Annotated in this window: 23 protein-coding genes and 1 pseudogene; 17 read left to right on the top strand and 7 right to left on the bottom strand. The window is 70.3% G+C overall.

Features of this window, described 5'->3' with window-relative positions:
- From ABTX62_RS21345 to truA, 3 genes are all read left to right on the top strand, one after another.
- The coding region (locus ABTX62_RS21345; protein WP_303049969.1) for a DNA-directed RNA polymerase subunit alpha C-terminal domain-containing protein at positions 1 to 476 on the top strand (476 nt) is incomplete at its 5' end.
- 200 nt (positions 477 to 676) lie between these two features.
- Positions 677 to 1,171, top strand: a complete 495-nt coding sequence (rplQ, locus tag ABTX62_RS21350) for a 50S ribosomal protein L17 (RefSeq protein ID WP_352117638.1) — start codon at positions 677 to 679, stop codon at positions 1,169 to 1,171.
- Positions 1,172 to 1,313: 142 nt separating this feature from the next.
- Positions 1,314 to 2,168, top strand: a complete 855-nt coding sequence (gene truA / locus ABTX62_RS21355; RefSeq protein ID WP_352117639.1) for a tRNA pseudouridine(38-40) synthase TruA — start codon at positions 1,314 to 1,316, stop codon at positions 2,166 to 2,168.
- Between the two features lie 17 nt (positions 2,169 to 2,185).
- On the opposite strand, the gene ABTX62_RS21360 is transcribed toward truA, so the two are convergent.
- Positions 2,186 to 3,175 carry a hypothetical protein gene (locus ABTX62_RS21360; RefSeq protein WP_502997989.1) on the bottom strand — a complete coding sequence of 330 codons (990 nt, stop codon included), beginning with the start codon at positions 3,173 to 3,175 and terminating at the stop codon, positions 2,186 to 2,188.
- A 41-nt stretch (positions 3,176 to 3,216) separates the two neighbouring features.
- On the opposite strand from ABTX62_RS21360, the gene ABTX62_RS21365 reads away from it, so the two are divergent.
- From ABTX62_RS21365 to ABTX62_RS21385, 5 genes are all read left to right on the top strand, one after another.
- Positions 3,217 to 4,374: a CapA family protein gene (locus tag ABTX62_RS21365; protein ID WP_352117641.1), complete on the top strand. Its 1,158-nt coding sequence runs from the start codon at positions 3,217 to 3,219 to the stop codon at positions 4,372 to 4,374.
- A 204-nt stretch (positions 4,375 to 4,578) separates the two neighbouring features.
- The gene (locus tag ABTX62_RS21370; RefSeq protein ID WP_352117727.1) at positions 4,579 to 6,825 is read left to right on the top strand and encodes a HAMP domain-containing protein; all 2,247 of its coding nucleotides are present in this window, start codon (positions 4,579 to 4,581) and stop codon (positions 6,823 to 6,825) included.
- 7 nt (positions 6,826 to 6,832) lie between these two features.
- The gene (gene pgsB, locus ABTX62_RS21375; protein WP_352117642.1) at positions 6,833 to 8,320 is read left to right on the top strand and encodes a poly-gamma-glutamate synthase PgsB; all 1,488 of its coding nucleotides are present in this window, start codon (positions 6,833 to 6,835) and stop codon (positions 8,318 to 8,320) included.
- An 87-nt stretch (positions 8,321 to 8,407) separates the two neighbouring features.
- On the top strand, positions 8,408 to 8,890 hold the full coding sequence (locus tag ABTX62_RS21380; RefSeq protein ID WP_150482528.1) for a poly-gamma-glutamate biosynthesis protein PgsC/CapC: 483 nt from the start codon (positions 8,408 to 8,410) through the stop codon (positions 8,888 to 8,890).
- Between the two features lie 40 nt (positions 8,891 to 8,930).
- Positions 8,931 to 10,016: an NlpC/P60 family protein gene (locus tag ABTX62_RS21385; RefSeq protein WP_352117643.1), complete on the top strand. Its 1,086-nt coding sequence runs from the start codon at positions 8,931 to 8,933 to the stop codon at positions 10,014 to 10,016.
- 22 nt (positions 10,017 to 10,038) lie between these two features.
- Here ABTX62_RS21385 and ABTX62_RS21390 read toward each other — a convergent pair whose 3' ends face one another.
- On the bottom strand, positions 10,039 to 10,908 hold the full coding sequence (locus tag ABTX62_RS21390; protein ID WP_352117644.1) for a hypothetical protein: 870 nt from the start codon (positions 10,906 to 10,908) through the stop codon (positions 10,039 to 10,041).
- A 74-nt stretch (positions 10,909 to 10,982) separates the two neighbouring features.
- Between ABTX62_RS21390 and ABTX62_RS21395 the strand changes: the two genes are divergently transcribed.
- The 4 genes from ABTX62_RS21395 to glmM all read left to right on the top strand — a co-directional run bounded on the left by ABTX62_RS21395 (position 10,983) and on the right by glmM (position 14,034).
- Positions 10,983 to 11,294 carry a hypothetical protein gene (locus ABTX62_RS21395; RefSeq protein ID WP_352117645.1) on the top strand — a complete coding sequence of 104 codons (312 nt, stop codon included), beginning with the start codon at positions 10,983 to 10,985 and terminating at the stop codon, positions 11,292 to 11,294.
- A gap of 217 nt (positions 11,295 to 11,511) precedes the next feature.
- On the top strand, positions 11,512 to 11,955 hold the full coding sequence (gene rplM, locus ABTX62_RS21400; protein WP_010036634.1) for a 50S ribosomal protein L13: 444 nt from the start codon (positions 11,512 to 11,514) through the stop codon (positions 11,953 to 11,955).
- 42 nt (positions 11,956 to 11,997) lie between these two features.
- A complete protein-coding gene (gene rpsI, locus ABTX62_RS21405; RefSeq protein ID WP_018564827.1) occupies positions 11,998 to 12,510 on the top strand; it encodes a 30S ribosomal protein S9 in 513 nt (170 codons plus the stop codon).
- Positions 12,511 to 12,675: 165 nt separating this feature from the next.
- Positions 12,676 to 14,034: a phosphoglucosamine mutase gene (glmM, locus tag ABTX62_RS21410; RefSeq protein WP_352117728.1), complete on the top strand. Its 1,359-nt coding sequence runs from the start codon at positions 12,676 to 12,678 to the stop codon at positions 14,032 to 14,034.
- A 132-nt stretch (positions 14,035 to 14,166) separates the two neighbouring features.
- Here glmM and ABTX62_RS21415 read toward each other — a convergent pair.
- Together ABTX62_RS21415 and coaA are read right to left on the bottom strand one after the other, a co-directional pair.
- Positions 14,167 to 14,262: pseudogene (locus tag ABTX62_RS21415) on the bottom strand (DUF389 domain-containing protein); the annotation flags it as partial.
- 32 nt (positions 14,263 to 14,294) lie between these two features.
- The gene (coaA, locus tag ABTX62_RS21420) at positions 14,295 to 15,263 is read right to left on the bottom strand and encodes a type I pantothenate kinase (RefSeq protein ID WP_352117729.1); all 969 of its coding nucleotides are present in this window, start codon (positions 15,261 to 15,263) and stop codon (positions 14,295 to 14,297) included.
- Between the two features lie 209 nt (positions 15,264 to 15,472).
- Between coaA and glmS the strand changes: the two genes are divergently transcribed.
- Entirely contained in the window at positions 15,473 to 17,320 is a 1,848-nt protein-coding gene (gene glmS, locus ABTX62_RS21425; RefSeq protein ID WP_352117646.1) for a glutamine--fructose-6-phosphate transaminase (isomerizing), read from the top strand.
- On the opposite strand, the gene ABTX62_RS21430 is transcribed toward glmS, so the two are convergent.
- Complete coding sequence (locus ABTX62_RS21430; RefSeq protein WP_352117647.1) at positions 17,281 to 17,502, bottom strand: DUF397 domain-containing protein; 222 nt, start codon at positions 17,500 to 17,502, stop codon at positions 17,281 to 17,283. The two genes, glmS and ABTX62_RS21430, sit on opposite strands and share 40 nt — an antisense overlap.
- Before the next feature lie 7 nt (positions 17,503 to 17,509).
- The gene (locus tag ABTX62_RS21435; protein WP_352117648.1) at positions 17,510 to 18,361 is read right to left on the bottom strand and encodes a helix-turn-helix domain-containing protein; all 852 of its coding nucleotides are present in this window, start codon (positions 18,359 to 18,361) and stop codon (positions 17,510 to 17,512) included.
- 221 nt (positions 18,362 to 18,582) lie between these two features.
- On the opposite strand from ABTX62_RS21435, the gene ABTX62_RS21440 reads away from it, so the two are divergent.
- The 4 genes from ABTX62_RS21440 to ABTX62_RS21455 all read left to right on the top strand — a co-directional run bounded on the left by ABTX62_RS21440 (position 18,583) and on the right by ABTX62_RS21455 (position 20,853).
- A complete protein-coding gene (locus tag ABTX62_RS21440; protein WP_352117649.1) occupies positions 18,583 to 19,002 on the top strand; it encodes an ATP-binding protein in 420 nt (139 codons plus the stop codon).
- Between the two features lie 80 nt (positions 19,003 to 19,082).
- A complete protein-coding gene (locus ABTX62_RS21445) occupies positions 19,083 to 20,024 on the top strand; it encodes a hypothetical protein (RefSeq protein ID WP_352117650.1) in 942 nt (313 codons plus the stop codon).
- 3 nt (positions 20,025 to 20,027) lie between these two features.
- Positions 20,028 to 20,471: a hypothetical protein gene (locus tag ABTX62_RS21450; RefSeq protein WP_352117651.1), complete on the top strand. Its 444-nt coding sequence runs from the start codon at positions 20,028 to 20,030 to the stop codon at positions 20,469 to 20,471.
- A 10-nt stretch (positions 20,472 to 20,481) separates the two neighbouring features.
- The gene (locus tag ABTX62_RS21455; RefSeq protein ID WP_352117652.1) at positions 20,482 to 20,853 is read left to right on the top strand and encodes a holo-ACP synthase; all 372 of its coding nucleotides are present in this window, start codon (positions 20,482 to 20,484) and stop codon (positions 20,851 to 20,853) included.
- 91 nt (positions 20,854 to 20,944) lie between these two features.
- Here the strand turns inward: ABTX62_RS21455 and ABTX62_RS21460 are convergent, their stop codons facing one another.
- Positions 20,945 to 21,217, bottom strand: a complete 273-nt coding sequence (locus ABTX62_RS21460) for a hypothetical protein (RefSeq protein ID WP_352117653.1) — start codon at positions 21,215 to 21,217, stop codon at positions 20,945 to 20,947.
- Positions 21,218 to 21,221 lie beyond the last annotated feature (4 nt).

Genomic DNA, 21,221 nt, shown 5'->3' on the forward strand with positions numbered 1-21,221 from the left:
TCGAGCAGCGGACCGACTTCGACAAGCTGATCGTCGATGTCGAGACCAAGCAGGCCATGCGTCCGCGTGACGCCATGGCGTCGGCGGGCAAGACCTTGGTCGAGCTGTTCGGTCTGGCCCGTGAGCTGAACATCGACGCCGAGGGCATCGACATGGGCCCCTCGCCCACGGACGCCGCCCTGGCCGCCGATCTGGCCCTGCCGATCGAGGAGCTGGAGCTCACCGTTCGGTCGTACAACTGCCTCAAGCGTGAGGGCATCCACTCCGTGGGTGAGCTCGTCGCCCGTTCCGAGGCGGACCTGCTCGACATCCGCAACTTCGGTGCGAAGTCGATCGACGAGGTCAAGGCCAAGCTCGCGGGTATGGGGCTTGCGCTGAAGGACTCGCCCCCCGGCTTCGACCCGACCGCCGCGGCGGACGCGTTCGGCGCGGACGACGACGCGGACGCCGGTTTCGTGGAGACCGAGCAGTACTGAGCGCTCCGCGGGGAGGCCGTACTGTGTCTGCGGGCCGGTTGTGGCCGGTCGCGCCCACGCGACGGAGTCGCATGTCGATACCGTCCCGCGCCCCTTCCAGCTGCCCCTTCGGGGCGGCTGGATCTCCGACGGGCAACCGCTCGCTCGGATACTGACCCCGGTACCTGATACGGCCGGGGCAGACACCTAGGAGAAACACCATGCCGAAGCCCACCAAGGGTGCCCGTATGGGCGGCAGCGCCGCGCACGAGAAGCTCCTCCTCGCGAACCTCGCGAAGTCGCTCTTCGAGCACGGTCGTATCACCACCACGGAGGCGAAGGCCCGCAAGCTGCGGCCGTACGCCGAGCGTCTGGTCACCAAGGCGAAGAAGGGCGACCTTCACAACCGCCGTCAGGTGCTCCAGGTCATCACGGACAAGAGCATCGTGCACACGCTCTTCACCGAGATCGGCCCGCGCTACGAGAACCGCCCGGGTGGCTACACCCGCATCACCAAGATCGGTAACCGTCGTGGCGACAACGCGCCCATGGCGGTCATCGAGCTGGTCGAGGCGCTGACCGTGGCGCAGGAGGCGACGGGCGAGGCCGAGGCCGCGACCAAGCGTGCCGCCAAGGACACCGAGGCTGCCGAGGCTGCCGAGACCAAGGTCGACACGACCAAGGCCGAGGACGCCGAGGAGTCCAAGGACGCGTAAGCGTCTGCCGGGGACTGTGCGTCGCTCGCGGCCGCGGGTTCGTGGTGGCCTGTCGCGCGGTTCCCCGCGCCCCTGAGGGCGTTGGCGGGTCCGTTCCCTGTCGGGGACGGGCCCGCCTTTGTGCTGGTGAGAGGAGCCTGGGGTGAATGACGAAGTACAGGCCGACCGTGTCCGGGTCCGGCTCGATCTGTCGTACGACGGGAGCGAGTTCTCCGGGTGGGCCAAGCAGGCCGGGGGGCGGCGGACCGTACAGGGGGAGATCGAGGACGCCCTGCGGACCGTGACGCGGTCGCGGGAGACGTACGAGTTGACCGTCGCGGGGCGTACCGATGCGGGCGTGCACGCGCGGGGGCAGGTCGCCCATGTCGATCTGCCGCGTGAGGTGTGGGCCGAGCACCACCAGAAGCTGCTCAAGCGGCTCGCCGGGCGACTGCCCCGGGACGTGCGCGTCTGGGCCCTGAGGGAGGCGCCCAGTGGCTTCAACGCCCGCTTCTCGGCGATCTGGAGGCGCTACGCGTACCGGGTCACCGACAACCCCGGGGGCGTCGACCCGCTGCTGCGCGGGCATGTCCTGTGGCACGACTGGCCCCTCGACGTGGAGGCCATGAACGAGGCCGCCCGCGGGCTGCTGGGCGAGCACGACTTCGCCGCCTACTGCAAGAAGCGCGAGGGCGCCACCACCATCCGCACGCTCCAGGAGCTGAGCCTGGTGCGGGGCGACGACGGGATCATCACGGCCACCGTGCGGGCCGACGCCTTCTGCCACAACATGGTGCGCTCCCTCATCGGGGCGCTGCTGTTCGTGGGCGACGGCCACCGGCCGGCCGACTGGCCGGGGAAGGTGCTGGCGGCCGGCGTACGGGACTCGGCCGTGCACGTCGTACGGCCGCACGGTCTGACGCTGGAGGAGGTCGGCTACCCGGCCGACGCGCTGCTCGCCGCGCGCGGCAAGGAGGCGCGCAACAAGCGGTCGTTGCCGTCGGCGGGGTGCTGCTGACCGGCTTCCACCGTTCCTCACCGGCGGGCCGAGTTCCAGGTGGTCAGCAGCCCCGAGAGGGCCGTGGCGGCGGCGTCGGCGTCGGTGCCGTCGCCGCGTGCGTCAGGGGAGAGTTCCACGTGCAGGAACGTGGCGTGGTGGCGCTCCGCGGCCTTGCCCTGGACGTTCGTGGTGCCTTCCAGGGGGCAGCGGGCCGACCAGCCCCGGCAGACCCGCAGCCCGTCGGCCTGCATGCCGTCGGCCAGGGCGGCGGCCTCGGTGAGGGCGCTCCGCGCGGCTCCGGTGGAGAGGACGGCCTCGTAGGGGTGGTCCGAGTCCTTGCCGAAGCCGTGCAGTTGCAGGCCGGGGACGTCGCGTTTCTGGAGCTCCACGACGATGGCGTGGAAGAGGCTGTCCTTCCGGTGGGCGACGTCGGCGGCGTCGCCCCGGCCGGCTCTGCGGTGCGCGCCGGCCACGACCAGCGAGCCGCCGGGGTTTTCCTCCAGGAGCCGCACGCCGAGGTGTTCGGTGTCCCGGTCGGAGACCGGGTGCGGTACCTGGGCGTTCCAGCGGACGTCGGAGTCGGCGGTCAGGTAGAGGCGTCCCCAGCGTGCGGCGCGGCCCGGCCGGGCGGCGGCGATCTCGTCGTACCTGCGGCCGGACTCGGTGTCGGTGAGACGGGTCAGCTTGAGGCCGAGGGGAGTGAGCAGTCGTTCGGCCTGCGCGGTGTCGCCGTCCAGGAGGTGGCCGACGCCTTCGGCGACGCGTTCACGCTGGGTGTCGTCCGGCGGGGCGTACGCGGCGTCGGGTTTCAGGCCGGCCGTGTACGTGAGGATCCTGTCGCGGAGGTCCACCAGCTCCCGGGCGTGCGGGGTGGGGTCGTCCGTTGACCGGTCTGGTGCCGACTGACAGCCGAACAGGGCGAGAAAAAGTCCGAATTGGATCAGAATGCGCGTCAAGTGTGACTGTCTTGTGACGGTAACGGACGTGGTGCTTGTGTGCTTCATGTGAATATGATGCGGTGACATTTAGTGATCCTCTCCGGGTCGCCCGGACGGCAACCGCTTTCGTGGCCACCCTCGCCGTGGCGACCGCGTGCACCTCCGCGGCCTCGGCGCCGCAGGTGAAGCCGGGCGGGCGCTCGTTCACCGTCGCCGCCGCCGGTGACGTGCTGATCCACCCCGAGCTGGTCGACCAGGCTGCCAAGGATGCCAAGAAGACCGGTGAAGGAGAGGCCGGGCTGGACTTCGGGCCGCTGCTCGCCGGGGTGAAGCCGGTCGTCAGCAAGGCCGATCTGGCCATCTGCCACATGGAGACGCCCGTCGGAAAGCCGCAGGGTCCCTTCGAGGGATACCCGGAGTTCCTCGTCCCGCCGCAGATCCTGACGACGCTCAAGGACGTGGGTTACGACACTTGCTCGACGGCCTCCAATCACACCTACGACCACGGCCTGGGCGCGGTTCGGCGCACCCTGAACGCCATGGACAAGGCCGGCCTCGGGCACACCGGCTCCGCCCGCACGCCCGAGGAGGCGGAGCGGGTCAGCATCCGTGACGTCAACGGCGTCAAGGTCGCCCACCTCTCGTTCTCCTGGATGTCGTTCCTTAACCCGACGCCGGAGAAGGAGAAGTGGGCGCTCAACCAGCTCGACACGGACGCGATCAAGGACGCAGAGGCCCGGGCCCGCGAGAAGGGCGCCGAGGTGGTCATCCTCTCGGTCCACTGGGGGCTCGAGCACTACAACGAACCGAGTGTTCCCCAGCTGCGGTTGGCGGAGCGGCTCACCACGGAGACCGGGGTCGACCTGGTGATCGGGCACCACGCCCATGTGGTGCAGCCGATCCAGAAGGTGAACGGCACCTGGGTCGCCTACAGCCTGGGCAACCAGGTCGCCCGGCACTCCTCGCCCACCGGGCTCACCGAGGAGGGCGCGATCGGCTGGTTCGAGTTCCGCGAGGCGACCGACGGCTGGGACGTCTCGGCCCGCTACGCCACGACGCTGGTGGATATCCCGCCAGAGGTGGAGGCCGGTGAGAAGCCGCCCCCCGGCGCAGTCGAGGACCACCGGGTGGTGGACGTACGGCGGACGCTCGACGCGCCGGGCGACCTCTCCGAGGAGCGGCTGGCGCGCTACCGGCTGGCGGCCGACCGCACACGGGGCTTCCTGTACAACCGCGGGGCGCCGGGGGGCGACGGCCTGAAGGAGCTCGCGCTGGAGCGTGACTAGGGCCACAGCACACAGGGGGGCGAGCGGCACAACCTCGGCCCTCCCCGACAGTCTTGTATACGGCGGTTCGTGCCCCTCCCCCGGGAGCGGTGTTCTGTGCGGCCGTTCTTCACCCAGAGAGGCCGGAGGAGACCACCGGTGACACCCACCCGCGCCGTGCGCCCCGTGAAGGGAGGGCGGCGGCGCAGCCGGAGACGCGCGGACATGCCGCTGCTCGGCGGCGTCCGTCCCCCGATCGCTCTGCTGTGCGTGCTGGTGCTGGCCCTCGCGGGCCTCACCGCCCAGGTGCTCGGCCCCGCCGGCGAGCAGGCCGTACCGCAGGCGGTGCTCTCCTCGCAGCGGCACTTCGCGGAGGACGGCGCCATCGCGCTGCGCGCCTCGATCGACGAGCGGGTCACCGACCTGAACCGCACCGCCGCCGCGCTGAACGCGGGGGCACCGGTGAAGCCCGAGCGCGTTCTGTCCGACCTGGGGAAGACGTACCAGAAGTGGACGGGCACCACGGTCCTGGACCTGGAGAGCGGGAAGGTGCTGGCCGCCAGGGGTGAAACGATTCCCCTCGGGTGGCTGGACAAGGACGTCCTCACCGGGGACACGGCCCTCAAGCCCCGCATGGTGCGGCTGGAGACCGGCGACGTACGCCTGATGACCATGGCGGTCCTCGACTTCGAGGACCGGCCGCAGCAACTGCTGCTCGCCTCCAACAGCCTGTCCGTCCCCGCCATCAACCTGGGCCAGTTCCGCTCCATGGCAGTCGTCGCCACCGGCGGGGAGATCCTCGCCACGGCCGGCTTCGAACAGTCCGAGGCGCTCAACTCCGACCAGGAGCGCAAGGAGCTGGGCTTCCTCCAGAAGCAGATGAGCGGGTTGTCCGCGCAGGCGGCACGGGAGACCGAGCAGGACCCGGTCAGCGCCAGGGAACCGGGCTCCCGCGGCTACCCCGGTGTCAGCGGGTCCCTGGTCGGCGGGACCTACAACGGCCGGGTCGCCACGGCCGGTTACGCCTCCCTCTCCTCCGCCGACCCGGAGGAGAAGCAGAGCGTGGGCGCGGGCCTCGGGCTCACCGTCGTCGCCCTGCTGCCCGTGGTCCAGCAGCAGGCCACCGGTCCGGGCCGGGAGCTGTACGGGCTGCTGGCGGCCGGTGCGCTGGTGGTGCTCGGACTGCTCGCCGCGGGCGTGCTGTGGACGAACGTGCAACGGCCGCTGCTGCGGCTGTTCCTGGAGTCCCGCCGACTGGCCCGGGGCGACCTGACCCGCCCGGTGGCCGTGCCCCGCTGGGGTGAGGCGGCGCGCATCGGCTCCGCACTGGAGAGGCTGCGCACGCAGCTGGGCGGCCCGGCCGACGAACCAGGCGGGCGCCAGCGCGTCAAGGGCCGGTTCGGGGTGCGCGGACCGCTCGCGCTGACCGCCGTCCTGCTGCTGCTGTGGTGCGTGCCCGTCGGCCTCCTGCTGAACCGCACCGACGACTCCGTCAGCATCCCGGCCAGCATGGTCGCCGACCAGCGTGACCGCACCGACCTGGTCGCCGACCGGGTACGCCGGGCGCTCAACGAGGCGCAGGCGGACCTGGTCTCCACGTCCCGGCTGGTCGACCCGGACGACGCCGACGCCGGCCGGGTGCTGCTCGAGAAGACTCTGCGCGAGCACACCCGCTACCAGGCGCTGTACCTCCTCGACGAGGCCGGCGAGGTCGTCGCCCGCGCCGGCGAGGAGCCGCGCGCCGGATTCGCCGACGCGGACGAGCAGCCGCTGGTCCGGGTCGGCGGCAAGGGCGGCAAGAAGCCGGTCGTCCAGGCCGGGGCGCCCCTGCCCGACCACAAGGGCATGACCCTGGTCGGCGAGGTCCGGATCGAGTTCCTCAACTCGCTGCTGAAGCGGCCCGGACTCGGCGAGGTCCGCGTGGTGGACGCCAAGGCGGAGACCCTCGCCGCCAGCGACGGCTTCCTGGCCTTCGAGGAACTGCCGCGCGACGCGCTCGCCGACCTCGTCCGGGCCGGCAGCGTCCACGCCGGCGCCGGTCCCGTCGAGAACGGGCTGCTGATCCGCGAAGGCCGCGGGACCACGGTCGCCGCGGCAGCCCCGTTCTCCGGCGGCGGCGTGGCGGCCGACCTCGGCTGGACCGTGGTCAGCTGGCAGAACGCCAAGGACTTCCAGATCAGCGCCTACCAGCGCGAGGACCGCAGCGTCCTGGCCGGACTGCTCGGTCTGGCCCTGATCGTCGTCTGCCTCGGCTGGGTGCACCTGGTCGTGGCCCGGCCGATGCGGGCCCTCGCGGCCAATGCGGAGAAGCTGGCCGACGGCGACCTCAAGTCCGTGCTGTACCCCCGCTACCAGGACGAGGTCGGCGCGGTCGTGCGCAGCCTCGAACTGCTGCGCCAGCAACTCCAGGCCCGTAAGCAGACTCAGGCACGCCGGCTCGCGGAGCCGGAGGCCGGCGTTCGGGGAAGGTGACCCAGCCGTGCTCTATCTGTACGTCGTCCTGCTCACCGGCAGTGTGCTGCTGCTGGTGGCAGGCATCGTGGAACAGCGCCGGCACTACGCCGGCCTGCACAGCATCCCGTCGCGCGTGCTCGTGAACGGCATCCGCGGCAAGTCCTCCATCACCCGGCTGTGCGCCGGGGCGCTGCGCGGCGGCGACCTGGTCACCGTGGCGAAGACCACGGGCACGGCGGCCCGGTTCATCCACCCGGACGCCACCGAGGAACCGGTCTACCGCAAGTTCGGCATCGCCAACGTGGTGGAGCAGATCGGCATCGTGCGCCGGGCCGCCACCTACCGGCCCGACGCCCTCGTCATCGAGTGCATGGCCGTCATGCCGGCCCTGCAGGAGGTGAACCAGAGCAAGCTGATCCGCTCCACGATCGGCGTGCTGTGCAACGTCCGCGAGGACCACCTCGCCGAGATGGGACCCACCCTCGACGACGTGGCCCGCTCGCTGTGCCGTTCCATGCCGGAGGACGGCATCTGCGTCACCGCCGAGAAGGAGCGCTTCCACATCCTCCAGGAGGAGGCCGACGCCCGTAACTGCCAGCTGGTCTACGCCGACCCGGAGACCGTCACCGACGAGGAACTGCGCGGCTTCAGCTGGTTCACGTTCAAGGAGAACGTCGCGATCGCCCTGGTCGTGGCCGAGCTGCTCGGCGTGGAGCGGCGGGTCGCCCTGCAGGGCATGTACGACGCCCCGCCGGACCCGGGCGTGCTGTCCGTCGAGCGCTACGCGACGCCCGAGGGCAAGCGGCTCGCCTTCGCCAACGTCTTCGCGGCCAACGACCCCGAGTCGACGCTGATGAACATCAACCAGCTGCTCGACCTCGGAGCCATCCACCGGCCGCTGAACGTCGTGATCAACTGCCGGCCCGACCGCGTGGAGCGCAACGGCCAGATGGGCGAGATCATCCCCGACCTCCAGCCGGACCACGTCTTCGTCATCGGGCACCCGTCCAAGAGCGCGATCGACGCCATCCCCGCCGAGTGGCGCGACCGCGCGATCGACCTCGGGGGCGAACGGCGGTCGGCCGAGGAGTTCATGCCCGCCCTGCTGGATCGCCTGGCCGCCGACTCCTCTCTGGTCGCCATCGGCAACATCCACGGCCAGGGCGAGGAACTGCTGGAGTACCTGGCCGAACTCCCGGCGGACGAGTCCGCCCCCGCCGACGCCGCCCGGCCCTCGGACCCGGCCGCACCGGCCCAGCCGGCGCGCCTGGACCCCTACGCCTCGTACCCCATGGCCTATGAGGAGCGCTACCAGGCCTCCCGTACCCAGGAGATCCCGGTGGTCCGCGTCCCCGCCCAGCCGTCGGGGCCGTACCCCGGCGCCGGACACCCCGGCCCGGCTCCCCACCCGCAGGGACCGTACGCCGCTCCGGCCCGGCAGACGTGGCAGTACGCCGACGAGCCCGACGGGTACGCCCCGGCCGACGACGGAGGACGGCCTCCCCGTTCCTGACGTCCACGGGCGGGGCGGGCGCCGCCCGCAGGACCGCCGATCGCCCCGCACCGAACCCGCACCCGCATCCCGTGCCCGGAGACCTCGTTGACCACCGCAGCCCTGACCCCCGAGATGGCCGCCCTCGGCATCGCCATCGGCCTGTTCTTCTCGTTGCTGTGCTACCTGACCACCAACCTGTCGCCCGGCGGCATGATCACGCCGGGCTGGCTGGCCCTGACCCTCATCGAGGACCTCCAGCGGGCGGCCATGGTGGTCGGCGTCACCGCCCTCACCTACGCGGGCACCAAGGTCATGCAGCGACTGGTGATCCTCTACGGCAAGCGGCTGTTCGCCGCGGTGGTCCTGCTGGGCGTGCTGCTCCAGGCCACCGTGATGATCGTGCTCTCGATCGAGTTCCCGCTGCTGTACGGCAACCAGACCCTCGGCTTCATCGTGCCCGGCCTGATCGCGTACCAGATGGTCCGCCAGCCCAAGGGGCCGACGCTGCTGGCGACCGGCACCGTCTCGCTCATGGCCTACATCGTCGTCGCCGCCGGACTGCTGCTCGGCATCATGCCCACCGTCTGAGCACCGGTGTCCCGGCGACCGAGAACCCAGGAGACAACACATGGCAGGGAAGAAGAAATCGCGGCCGGTCCTCTCCGGCCTCGTGGTGCTGGCGCTCGTCGCGACCTCCGGCTACCTCACCGTCGAGCTCCGCAAGCAGGAGGACAAGGGCGTCCCGGAGATCACGAACGTCGGCGTGCTGGACGGCTCGGACCGGGCCGGCGGCGCGACGAAGGCCAGGGGCAAGGGCGCCGAGAGCTGGTCCCGGCTGGAGAACCCCGCCCGCTCCGTGCTGCGCGGATCCGACGGCCAGGTCAGGGCGGTGTTCACCGACGGGGCGCGCACCGCGACCCTGACCGGACCGGCCCGCACCTTCGCCGAGCCCTCGTCGACGAGCTCCAAGGTCTCCACGACCGACTGGGTCCGCCTCATGCCCGAGCCCTGGAAGAAGGGCGCGGAGAAGCAGAAGTGGTTCAAGGACTGGTACGCGGAGTACGAGACCGGCAAGGAGGACGACCTGCTGGCCATCGCCTTCCAGTACGTCGCGGGCGCCAAGCAGAAGAAGGACGGGCAGGGCACCGTCTACGCCGGTGACGCCAACTTCGGGCCTCTCAACACGAGCGGGGCCGAGGGCGGCGACCTGCGCCTGGAGCAGTCCGACTTCTACGACTACCTCGGCCTCCCGTACCCCTTCCGCGACGGCGTGATCGGGCAGCCGGAGACCGCGCGCGCCCGGTCGATCGACTGCTCGGGCTACATGCGGATGGTGTTCGGCTACCGCGCCCGCTACCCGCTCATGTCCTCGGACAAGTCGGGTGACGGCCTGCCGCGCACCGCCAACGGCATGGCCCGCTCCGAGGAGGGGGCCGACATCCTGCCGCTCACCGGCGTCTCGTCCGAGGACCGGCCCTCCGGCATCGACCAGCTCCAGCCCGGGGACCTCGTCTTCTTCAAGCTCGACGCCCGCACCGAGCAGCGTCTGGACCACGTGGGCATGGTGCTCGGCTACGACACCGAGGGCCACCTGCTCTTCGTCTCCAGCCGCGAGGAGGTCAACGGACCGACCATCGGCGATGTCGGTGGAGTGTCCCGGCTGGACGGCAACGGCTACTACGCCAAGACGCTGCGCAGCGCGAAGAGGCTGTGACCGGGCGCGCGGCGGCGGCAGGTCACCCGTTGGCCGCGGCCGAGGCCTGGGCTTCGCCGCGGCGGCGGATCTGGTTGAACGTGAACTGGCCCAGGTCGTTCCCGGTCTTGAAGACCGCGGTGTCCTTGGGCGTCACGTCCTTGCCGTCGGTGAAGCCGGCGTTGGTGAAGTAGGCGTAACGGCCGTAGGAGTTGCTGGTGGTGCGGCAGACGCCCGACTCGCAGAAGGGCTTGACGCCGCCGCCGGAGAGCGACTTGACGAAGCTCCTCTTGTCGGACTGGCCCTTGGCCTTGAGGGCCTGTGCCTCGGTGTCGAAGACGGCCACGCCGACCGTCACCGCGATGCCGTCCTTGACGTAGGTGGCGCGTATCAGGCGTGTGCAGTCGTTCGCGGTGAGGACCTCGGGGAGCGTGCCGCCGGCCGCCGAGGCGCAGTTCCTCGTGTCCGCCGTGGGGCCCTTCTCGTAGACCGTCTCGCCCATGGTGAGCTGGGTGCCCGGGAAGAGGGCGGCCGGGCTGAGCGGGGCCTTGTCCTTCTTCGCGCTGGCGATGAAGTCCTTCGGGTCCAGCGGGGGAGGGGCGCTGGTCGGGGCGAACGACGGGGCCGAGGCGGACTGACTCGGGATGTCGGCCGACGGCAGGGAGGTCGGGGTGCCCTTGCTGTCGCCGCCCGCCGAGACGACGGCCACCGCGACGGCGGTGCCGATCGCGACGGTGGCGAACGCGCCGCCGCCGATCAGCAGCAGCCGGCGTCGCCTGTTGCGGGCCTCGGAGGCCTCGGCGAGCGCCGCCCAGTCCGGAGCGTGGCCGCCCCCGCTGTTCCAGGGCTGCTGTGACGGTGGATTCCAGGGATCCCACTGAGACTGAGGTCCCCCCTGCTGCCCAAAGCTCATGGGCCGCATCTTAGACGGGACAAGGGGTGTGCTGGTCCGCCCGGATCGGCTCTCCAGCCCCTAGCGTTCCTCCCATGGGCACGGGCAAAGGCGACATCTCCGGGTGGTTGGGGCGACTGCTGCCGGCCGTGGTGCTGCTGGTGTTGCCGCTGTCGTGGCAGGGCCTCGCGGCCGGGGTGTGGCCGTCGGTCGTGGTGGGGGCGCTGCGGGGGTTCGGTCGTCCGCGCGGTGGCCGTTCCGCGGTGCGGTGGTGCGCCGCGGTCGCCGTCGACGTGCTGCTCTGCCCGGTCGTCCCCTGGGTCCGGCCGGTGCGGCGCGGGACGCTGCGGAGGGCCGTCACCTTCTGTGCCGTCCTGTATGTTTCGGTGACCGGGCGGCCGCGGTGATACCGCGTTTTGACCCTTGTGGTGTACCCCGGTATTCTGCTTGTTCGTTGTGTATTGGCTTGCTCATTCTCACGGGACGGGCCCTTACACCGGTCCACCGGGCCGATGACCAGCGACCCCACGTACGCGGTATGCGTCGCCGCAGTGCGGTCCAGGCTGTCGTGATCGTTTCGGTGACCAGTTATGGACCATTCACTCGAAGCGAAGGCTACGAACCGTGCGTACGTACAGCCCCAAGCCCGGCGATGTGACGCGCCAGTGGCACGTCATCGACGCTCAGGACGTTGTCCTGGGTCGTCTCGCCACCACTGCCGCGACGCTCCTCCGGGGCAAGCACAAGCCGATCTACGCGCCGCACGTCGACGCTGGTGACTTCGTCATCATCATCAACGCCGACAAGGTGCACCTCTCCGGCAACAAGCGGACCCAGAAGATGGCGTACCGCCACTCCGGCTACCCGGGTGGTCTGCGCTCCGTCCGTTACGACGAGCTGCTCGACAAGAACCCCGAGAAGGCCATCGAGAAGGCCGTCAAGGGCATGCTTCCCAAGAACACGCTGGGCCGTCAGATGCTCTCGAAGCTGAAGGTCTACAAGGGTGACCAGCACCCGCACGGCGCGCAGCAGCCGCAGCCGTACGAGATCACCCAGGTCGCGCAGTAAGTCCGGCCACCCCCTAAGACTGAACAGAATCTGAGGAGAATCGTGGCCGAGACCACTGCCGAGCAGCCGCTCGAAGAGCTTGACATCGACAGCTACACCACCGAGTCCGAGGTGCCCGTCGAGGGCGAGTACACCTCGGAGTCCATGGCCTCCCGCTTCGGCGAGCCCCAGCCGGCCGCCGGCCTGGGCCGTCGCAAGAACGCCATCGCCCGCGTCCGGATCGTCCCGGGCACCGGCAAGTGGAAGATCAACGGTCGCACCCTCGAGGACTACTTCCCGAACAAGGTGCACCAGCAGGAAGTCAACGAGCCGTTCAAGGTTCTCGAGCTCGAGGGCCGCTACGACGTCGTCGCCCGCATCTCCGGTGGCGGTGTCTCCGGTCAGGCCGGTGCGCTCCGTCTCGGTGTCGCCCGTGCGCTGAACGAGGCCGACGTCGACAACAACCGCGGTCCGCTGAAGAAGGCCGGCTTCCTCAAGCGCGACGACCGTGCGGTCGAGCGCAAGAAGGCCGGTCTGAAGAAGGCCCGCAAGGCTCCGCAGTACAGCAAGCGCTAATCGCGTCGCCTGTCCTTGCGACTGGCTTCGCAACGATCGCCCCGGCGGCACGGACGTGCTGCCGGGGCGGTTCGTTTACACAACCCCTACAGCTCCCGGACAGTCTCAGGGGGGTGTACTGGGGATGTGAGCCGCATTCTCTTCAGCAATTCGGAGGACACCACAGTGGGACGACTCTTCGGCACGGACGGCGTGCGCGGTGTCGCCAACGCGGATCTGACGGCGGAGATGGCCCTCGGCCTCTCCGTGGCCGCGGCACACGTACTGGCCGAGGCGGGCACGTTCGAAGGACACCGGCCGAGGGCCGTGGTCGGGCGTGACCCCCGTGCGTCCGGGGAGTTCCTGGAAGCCGCCGTCGTCGCGGGACTCGCCAGCGCGGGCCTGGACGTGCTGCGGGTCGGCGTGCTGCCGACGCCCGCCGTGGCGTACCTCACCGGAGAGCTCGGCGCCGACCTCGGTGTGATGCTCTCCGCGAGCCACAACGCCATGCCCGACAACGGCATCAAGTTCTTCGCCCGCGGTGGGCACAAGCTCGCCGACGAGCTGGAGGACCGGATCGAGTCCGTCTACGAGGAGCACCGCACCGGCGCCCCGTGGGACCGCCCGACCGGCTCCGGCGTGGGCCGCGTGCGCGACTACGACGAGGGCTTCGACCGGTACGTCGCGCATCTGCTGGGTGCCCTGCCGAACCGGCTCGACGGGCTGAAGATCGTCCTCGACGAGGCGCACGGCGCCGCCTCCCGGGTCTCGCCCGAGGCGTTCCAGCGGGCCGGTGCCGAGGTCGTCACCATCGGGGCCGAGCCGGACGGGCTCAACATCAACGACGGGTGCGGTTCGACGCACCTGGACAAGGTCAAGGCCGCCGTCGTGGAGCACGGAGCCGATCTGGGCATCGCGCACGACGGGGACGCCGACCGGTGCCTCGCCGTCGACCACACCGGCGAGGAGGTCGACGGGGACCAGATCCTCGCCGTGCTCGCGCTGGCGATGCGGGAGCACTCCGCGCTGCGGTCCGAGACGGTCGTGGCCACCGTGATGTCCAACCTCGGGTTCAAGCTGGCCATGGAGCGCGAGGGCATCCGGCTGGTGCAGACCGCCGTCGGCGACCGGTACGTGCTGGAGGAGATGAAGGAGCACGGGTTCGCCCTCGGGGGCGAGCAGTCCGGGCACGTCATCGTCCTCGACCACGCCACCACCGGCGACGGGACGCTGACCGGGCTGCTGCTGGCGGCCCGGGTCGCCGAGAGCGGACGTACGCTGCGCGAACTCGCCGCCGTCATGGAGCGGTTGCCGCAGGTGCTGATCAATGTGCCGGACGTCGACAGGTCGCGGGTGGGGATGTCCGCGGAGCTCGCGACGGCCGTCGCGGACGCGGAGCGGGAGCTGGGAGCGACCGGGCGGGTGCTGCTGCGGCCCTCCGGAACCGAGCCGTTGGTGCGCGTGATGGTCGAGGCGGCCGACATCGAGCAGGCCCGGTCCGTCGCGGGGCGGCTCGCCGACGCGGTGAAGTCCGCGCTGGGGTAGTCGGCCGCGCGGGCAGGGGGCGGGGGCGCTACGGTTCGCGGGCCGCGGCGCCCTCATGGCTTGTCGCGCGGTTCCCCGCGCCCCTGAGGCCGCTGCCCCCGGCCCCCTTCAGGAGCCGTCGGCGTTCTTTTGCAGCACGACGAGATGGGTGGTGCCGACCGTCTTCCCGATCAGCAGGACCACGTCGTCGGTCCGGTCGGACGGCGTGAGCAGACGCAGATGGAGCATGGCGCTCATCCAACCCGTCTTCCTTCCCGGCGTCACAGCTTGCGCAGGCTGAGCCGCTGCACCTTGTGGTCCGGGCCCTTGCGCACGACGAGGGTGGCGCGGCCCCGGGTGGGGGCGATGTTCTCCACCAGATTGGGGCGGTTGACGGTGTGCCACATCGTCCGGGCGTAGTCCAGGGCCTCCTCCTCGGAGACCTGGGTGTACTTGCGGAAGTACGAGGACGGGTTCTGGAAGGCGGTCGCGCGCAGCTTGCGGAAGCGGTTGAGGTACCAGGTCTCGATGTCCTCGACGCGGGCGTCGACGTACACGCTGAAGTCGAAGTAGTCGGCGAGACCCACGCGGGTGCGGCCGTCCTTGCCGGGCAGGGCCGGCTGGAGGACGTTCAGGCCCTCGACGATCAGGATGTCGGGGCGGCGGACCGTGAGCCTCTTGTCCGGGACGATGTCGTAGATCAGGTGGGAGTAGACGGGCGCGGTGACCTCGTCCTTGCCGGCCTTGATGTCGGCGACGAAACGGGTCAGGGCCCGGCGGTCGAAGGACTCCGGGAAGCCCTTGCGGGACATCAGGCCCCGGGCCTGGAGCTCCCGGGTGGGCAGCAGGAAGCCGTCGGTCGTGACCAGTTCGACGCGCGGGTGCTCGGGCCAGCGCGAGAGCAGGGCCTGAAGGAGGCGGGCGACCGTCGACTTGCCCACGGCGACCGAGCCGGCCACGCCTATGACGAACGGGGTGCCCGACTGGGAGCCCTTTTCGCCCAGGAAGGTGTTCAGCGCGCCTCTGAGGCCGTCGGTGGCGCCGACGTAGAGGTTGAGAAGCCGGGACAGCGGGAGGTAGATGTCCCGCACCTCGTCGAGGTCGATCACGTCGCCGAGACCGCGCAGCTTCTCGACCTCCTCGGCCGTCAGTGGCAGCGGCGTCTTGTCACGCAACGCGCTCCACTCGGCTCGGGTGAGGTCGACGTAGGGAGTCGCCTCCGGGCGGGGCCGGTGGGCGCTCCGGGGCATCGAGGAGACCGGAGAGATCACAGTCCATTGTTACGGGCGTACGAACGGATGGTGGGGTGGGATCCGTCACGCGGGCTCTTCCTCGTCCGACGGCGATGGAAACCGGCCGGGCGCCTCGCGGGCCGCGGGGTTCGTACCCCGGTGGGAATTTCCGATTTCGGGCACGCTGCGACCGGTTCGGCGCGTGAATCGACTCTAAGCTGCCGCCCATGTGTGGAATCGTGGGATACGTGGGGCCGCAGTCCGCGCTCGAGGTCGTGATGGCCGGGCTGAAGCGCCTGGAGTACCGGGGGTACGACTCGGCGGGCGTCGCCGTCCTGGCCGACGGCGGGCTGGCGACGGCCAAGAAGGCCGGCAAGCTCCTCAACCTGGAGAAGGAGCTGGACGGCAGGCCGCTGCCGGCCGGCGCGACGGGCATCGGGCACACCCGCTGGGCCACGCACGGCGGGCCGACGGACACCAACGCCCACCCGCACGTCGACAACGCGGGACGGGTGGCGGTGGTGCACAACGGCATCATCGAGAACTTCGCCCTGCTGCGGGCCGAGCTGGAGGAGCGCGGCCACGTGCTGACCTCCGAGACCGACACCGAGGTCGTGGCGCACCTGCTCGCCGAGGAGTTCTCGGCGTGTGCGGATCTCGCCGAGGCGATGCGGCTGGTGTGCCGTCGGCTGGAAGGCGCGTTCACGCTGGTCGCGGTGCACGCCGACGAACCGGACGTGGTGGTGGGTGCGCGGCGGAACTCGCCGCTGGTGGTGGGCGTCGGGGAGGGCGAGGCCTTCCTCGCCTCGGACGTCGCCGCGTTCATCGCCCACACGCGGTCCGCGATCGAGCTCGGGCAGGACCAGGTGGTGGAGCTGCGCCGGGACGGCGTGACGGTGACGGGCTTCGACGGCCGCCCCGCCGACGTGCGCTCGTACCACGTCGACTGGGACGCGTCGGCCGCGGAGAAGGGCGGCTACGACTACTTCATGCTCAAGGAGATCGCCGAGCAGCCCAAGGCGGTCGCCGACACGCTGCTGGGCCGGATCGACCGTTCCGGTTCGCTCACGCTGGACGAGGTGCGGATCCCTCCGCGGGTGCTGCGGGAGATCGGCAAGATCGTCATCGTCGCGTGCGGTACGGCCTTCCACGCCGGGATGATCGCCAAGTACGCGATCGAGCACTGGACGCGGCTGCCCTGCGAGGTGGAGCTGGCGAGCGAGTTCCGCTACCGGGACCCGATCCTGGACGCGCAGACGCTCGTCATCGCCATCTCCCAGTCCGGCGAGACCATGGACACGCTGATGGCGCTGCGGCACGCCCGCGAGCAGGGCTCCAGGGTGCTGGCGATCTGCAACACCAACGGTTCGACGATCCCTCGCGAGTCGGACGCGGTGCTGTACACGCACGCCGGGCCGGAGGTGGCCGTCGCCTCGACGAAGGCGTTCCTGACGCAGCTCGTGGCGTGTTACCTGGTCGCCCTGTATCTGGGCCAGGTGCGCGGCACCAAGTGGGGCGACGAGATCCGGGCGGTGGTCCGCGACCTGTCCTCGATCGCCGACGCGGTGGACCGGGTGCTGGGCACGATGGAGCCGGTACGGGAGCTGGCGCGCACGCTGGCCTCGAAGGACACGGTGCTGTTCCTGGGGCGGCATGTGGGCTACCCCGTGGCGCTGGAGGGCGCGCTGAAGCTGAAGGAACTGGCGTACATGCACGCCGAGGGCTTCGCCGCAGGGGAGTTGAAGCACGGGCCGATCGCGCTGATCGAGGAGGATCTGCCGGTCGTCGTGGTCGTGCCGTCGCCGCGCGGGCGGTCGGTGCTGCACGACAAGATCGTGTCCAACATCCAGGAGATCCGGGCCCGGGGCGCGCGGACGATCGTGATCGCGGAGGAGGGCGACGAGGCGGTCGTGCCCTACGCCGACCATCTGATCCGGATCCCGGTCACGCCGACGCTGCTCCAGCCGATGGTGGCGACCGTGCCGTTGCAGGTGTTCGCCTGTGAGCTGGCCACGGCCCGGGGCAACGAGGTGGATCAGCCCCGGAATCTGGCGAAGTCGGTGACGGTGGAGTAGTCGCCCTTGAGGGCGTCGACGAAGGCGGTGAAGGCTCCGGCCGGGACGGTGACAGTCGCTCTGGCAGGGGTCTTTGAGTCGCGGATGGCTATGTGGGTGGGGGTCGGGGCGATCTCCACGCAGGAGTCGCCGTCGCCAGGCCCTGAATAGGAAGATTTCTGCCACTTGCCGGTGGTGTCCATAGGCGCCTCACAGCTCCTTCGCCAACCTGTGGATGAATTCGCGGGACCGCTCGGCGTCGAGCGACACCGCCTCCACTTTACGGAAGAGCGTTCGAAAGGCGGCGAGCTGGGCTTCGGAGTCGATGAAGGTGGCACCCTGCGGCCCGTCACGTACGACTGTGTCGAGCTTGGGAACGGCGCCGCCTGCGTACGTCATGGCGCTCGCGGCTCCGGCGAAGTCCTCCAGGTCGAAGAGGATGACGCGCACGGTGACGTCGTCTGCTTCGGAGAGTTCGAGCAAGTGAACGAGTTGGGCTCGTGAGGTGGCGCGATCACTGACCATGATGCGCAAGGCCGCCTCGTGGATGACGGCTTCGTAAGGCTTGGGAGCAGGGCCTTCGAGGATCACCTTGCGCTGCATCCGGTGCCGGACGCGCAACTCCAGATCCTCCTCCGGAAGTTCAGGAACCCTGTAGGCGTAGACGGCGCGAGCGTAGGCCTCAGTCTGGAGTGGGCCTGGGATGTACAGGAACTGCGCCTCCCGTAGGAACGTGGCGTGGTGCTCCAACTCGGCGAGGGCGAGGAACGGTGTGGGCAGCAGCCCCCGATAGTCCTCCCACCAACCGCGTGTCCGATCGATTGCCACGGCAACCAGGGCGTCGATGAACACCTCGTCCGTGCACACGTAGTGGGCCGCCAGGCGGCGCAGGCGCTTCGCGCTCACCCCGGCGAGGCCGGCCTCGATCTGGCTGATCTGCGGGGCGCTGACCCCGAGTAGGGCTGCCGCCTCGCGGGCTGTGAGGCCCGCTGCGTCGCGGAGTCTTCGCAGTTCGAGGGCCAGACGCATCTGTCGCGCGGTTGGCTCGCTTCTCAATGCCATCGCTTGCCTCCCAATGTGCCTGCCAATGCGACTCGTTCGGGTGTCAGAGTAGGCGATCAGGTTGCAGAACTTAAACAGTAAGACCTACCGTCGGTGATGCGACGCACACGCTGCGAATTGCCCGGGGCTCCGGAAGCGCACCGCCCCGTCCTGCCATGACGGCTGCGGCAATGACACCGCCCTGTGACATCAACCCCTCACTGCAGAACGGGAGTTCACGCATGCTCGAATGCGAGTCCGACGAGCCCTGGGAATACACCCTGTACATCCCGAACGACCTGCGGGCCGTCACGGTCAGTCGTCGTACCCTCCGCCTGATCCTCACGATGCACGGGCTGATCCGCCTGGGCGATGTGGCCGAACTGCTGGCGGCCGAGCTGGTCTGCAACGCCGTACGTCACACCAAGGGGCCCGCCGCCCTGCGCGTGCGATGGTCGGCCGGGGTGCTGCGGATCGGAGCGTGGGACGCCGACCCGGAGCCGCCCGAGCCGCCGGGGTCGTTCGAGCAGGCCGGCGACTCGGAGGCGGGGCGGGGGCTCGCGCTGGTCCGGGCGTGTTCCGACCTGTGGGGCTGGCAGCCGCTGACGAGGGACGGCAACCGGGGCAAGTACGTGTGGTGCGAGCTGACCTCGGCGGCGTGAACGTTTTAGCGCCCCTCGAAAGGGTGAACGTACCGCCTTCACCCGGATAAATCACTCCTTGACCCAACTAGGTTGCACACATGGTCACATCAGCTCACGAGGGCATGCACCGCATCTTCCAGGAGCGGCCCGAGATCCTGGCTCCCGTGTTCGGGGTGCTGGGTGTCCCGTTATCCGCGAAGGCGACCGTGGACGCGGTCACGACCGACGTGACGGAGGCCCGGCCGCTGGAGCGGCGTGTGGACACGGTGCTGCGCGTCGGCCCGTCCGATGGCGAGGATTTCCTGCTCGCCATCGAGTCGCAGTCGGGCAAGGTCGCGGGCAAGGAGCGGAGCTGGGCGTACTACGTCGCCTTTCTCCAGGCGAAGTACAGCCTGCCCGTCCTGCTTCTCGTGGTCTGCCAGGACAGAGTCACAGCCAAGTGGGCGGCCGGTCCCTTCGACTGCGGCACGCGGGGCTGGACGGCGCAGCGGACCCACCCGCTGGTCGTCGGGCCGGAGAACCTGCCGGTGATCACCGACGCCCGGACCGCGGCGAAGAACCTCGCGCTGGCCGTGCTCTCCGCCCTGGCGCACGCCCGCAGTGCCGATTCCGACGCCATACTGAAGGCGCTGACAACCGCCCTTCATGAGACGCGCGCAACGGACCCTGAAACCGCCGACTACTTCTACGACTTCCTGGAAATCAGCCTGGGCAACAGCCCAGCCGGAAAGAAACTGAAGGAAATCATGTCGTTCGTCAACTACTTCCCCGGCCGGGGGACGGTCCGTGAGACGGCTTACCTCGAAGGCAAGGCAGAAGGCAAGGCAGAAGGCAAGGCCGAAGGGGAGGCCAAGGGCATCCTGTACGTGCTGGAGGTGCGCGGTATCCCCGTACCGGACTCCGTGCGCGAGCGCATCACGACCTGCACGGACCTGGAGCGTCTCGACGCGTGGCTGGAGCGTTCCCGCACCGTCGCGCGCGCGGAGGACCTGTTCGTCGCGGACCCGGAGGCCCCGGGGGCCGGGCCCGGACGGGCCTGAGCGTTGGCCGACGAGCAGGACGGTGAGCAGGACGAGCCGGCAGAGCTGCTCGACCTGTACAGGTTCACGGCTGTGTGCCTTGCGCTGGGCATTCCCCCGCACAAGGTGGCGGGGGATTTCCGGTTCGGGCTGGAAGGGCTCAGACAGCGCGGAGTCGTCCCCTTGGAGGACCTGGCCCTCGTGCACGCGCACGCGGCGGGGGAGGCCGAACACCCCGAGCGGTGGGCGGTGGGTTTCGCCGCCGGGTACCACTCGGCCTGGGCCGCAGCGGTCCTGCGTGTCCTGGAGGCGCGCGGTGTCGAGTTCTCGAAGCACCTCCACCGCGGTCTCCACCTCTGTTCCGACGCGGATATGCTCACCCGCTTTCTCGACCGTGCCGTCACCGCGACCCACGAAGCCGACGTGGTCGCCGGGGAGCCGAGCCCGCGGGCGCCGGACGGCCCGTAGGGTGCTGCGCATGAGCATCATCGGGGTCGGGATCGACGTCGCCGAGATCGATCGGTTCGCCGCGTCACTGGAGCGGACGCCCGCGCTGGCCGAGCGGCTGTTCGTGGAGCGGGAGTTGCTGCTGCCCAGCGGCGAGCGACGGGGAGTCGCCTCGCTCGCCGCGCGGTTCGCGGCCAAGGAGGCACTGGCCAAGGCGCTCGGTGCTCCGCCCGGGCTGCTCTGGACCGACGCCGAGGTGCGCGTCGAGGACAGTGGGCGGCCCTGGCTGCGGGTGACCGGGACGGTGGCCGCCCGGGCCGCCGAACTCGGCGTGCGGACCTGGCATGTGTCGCTGAGTCACGACGCGGGCATCGCCTCGGCCGTGGTCATCGCCGAGGCGTGAGCCACATCCCCGGAGGGTGTCCGCAACCCCGTGGGGCTTCTGATGGATCTTTACGGCTGTCCGCGCACGGTGTCACGGCGGCGGCACACCCCTAGACCAGGCTCCCTAGCAGCGTGATCGTGCCGATGAGGCCGATCGCGCCCAGGGTCGTACCGGCTGCCGCCGGCCACAGGCGGCCCGTGCCCCTGCGGGCGTAGTGGAGGCCCATCGCTCCGAACGTCACCGCGAGTGCTCCGGCCAGGACCGTCCACGGGAACAGGAACGCCCAGGTGCCCCCGGCCGAGAAGACGCCGAGGACCAGGGCCGTGGGGCCCAGGGCGGTGGCGGGGCTGTCCTGTTCTCCGGGTGCTGTCGAACTGGTCATGTCT

The organism is Streptomyces sp. NPDC096046, assembly GCF_040303285.1.
Lineage (GTDB): Bacteria > Actinomycetota > Actinomycetes > Streptomycetales > Streptomycetaceae > Streptomyces.

Coding starts and splice junctions, on each gene's coding strand:
- rplQ (WP_352117638.1), top strand. CDS start 677: ATGCCGAAGCCCACCAAGGGTGCCCGTATGGGCGGCAGCGCCGCGCAC.
- ABTX62_RS21360 (WP_502997989.1), bottom strand. CDS start 3,175: ATGTCACCGCATCATATTCACATGAAGCACACAAGCACCACGTCCGTT.
- ABTX62_RS21370 (WP_352117727.1), top strand. CDS start 4,579: ATGCCGCTGCTCGGCGGCGTCCGTCCCCCGATCGCTCTGCTGTGCGTG.
- ABTX62_RS21385 (WP_352117643.1), top strand. CDS start 8,931: ATGGCAGGGAAGAAGAAATCGCGGCCGGTCCTCTCCGGCCTCGTGGTG.
- ABTX62_RS21390 (WP_352117644.1), bottom strand. CDS start 10,908: ATGAGCTTTGGGCAGCAGGGGGGACCTCAGTCTCAGTGGGATCCCTGG.
- ABTX62_RS21395 (WP_352117645.1), top strand. CDS start 10,983: ATGGGCACGGGCAAAGGCGACATCTCCGGGTGGTTGGGGCGACTGCTG.
- coaA (WP_352117729.1), bottom strand. CDS start 15,263: ATGCCCCGGAGCGCCCACCGGCCCCGCCCGGAGGCGACTCCCTACGTC.
- glmS (WP_352117646.1), top strand. CDS start 15,473: ATGTGTGGAATCGTGGGATACGTGGGGCCGCAGTCCGCGCTCGAGGTC.
- ABTX62_RS21430 (WP_352117647.1), bottom strand. CDS start 17,502: ATGGACACCACCGGCAAGTGGCAGAAATCTTCCTATTCAGGGCCTGGC.
- ABTX62_RS21435 (WP_352117648.1), bottom strand. CDS start 18,361: ATGGCATTGAGAAGCGAGCCAACCGCGCGACAGATGCGTCTGGCCCTC.
- ABTX62_RS21440 (WP_352117649.1), top strand. CDS start 18,583: ATGCTCGAATGCGAGTCCGACGAGCCCTGGGAATACACCCTGTACATC.
- ABTX62_RS21445 (WP_352117650.1), top strand. CDS start 19,083: ATGGTCACATCAGCTCACGAGGGCATGCACCGCATCTTCCAGGAGCGG.
- ABTX62_RS21455 (WP_352117652.1), top strand. CDS start 20,482: ATGAGCATCATCGGGGTCGGGATCGACGTCGCCGAGATCGATCGGTTC.
- ABTX62_RS21460 (WP_352117653.1), bottom strand. CDS start 21,217: ATGACCAGTTCGACAGCACCCGGAGAACAGGACAGCCCCGCCACCGCC.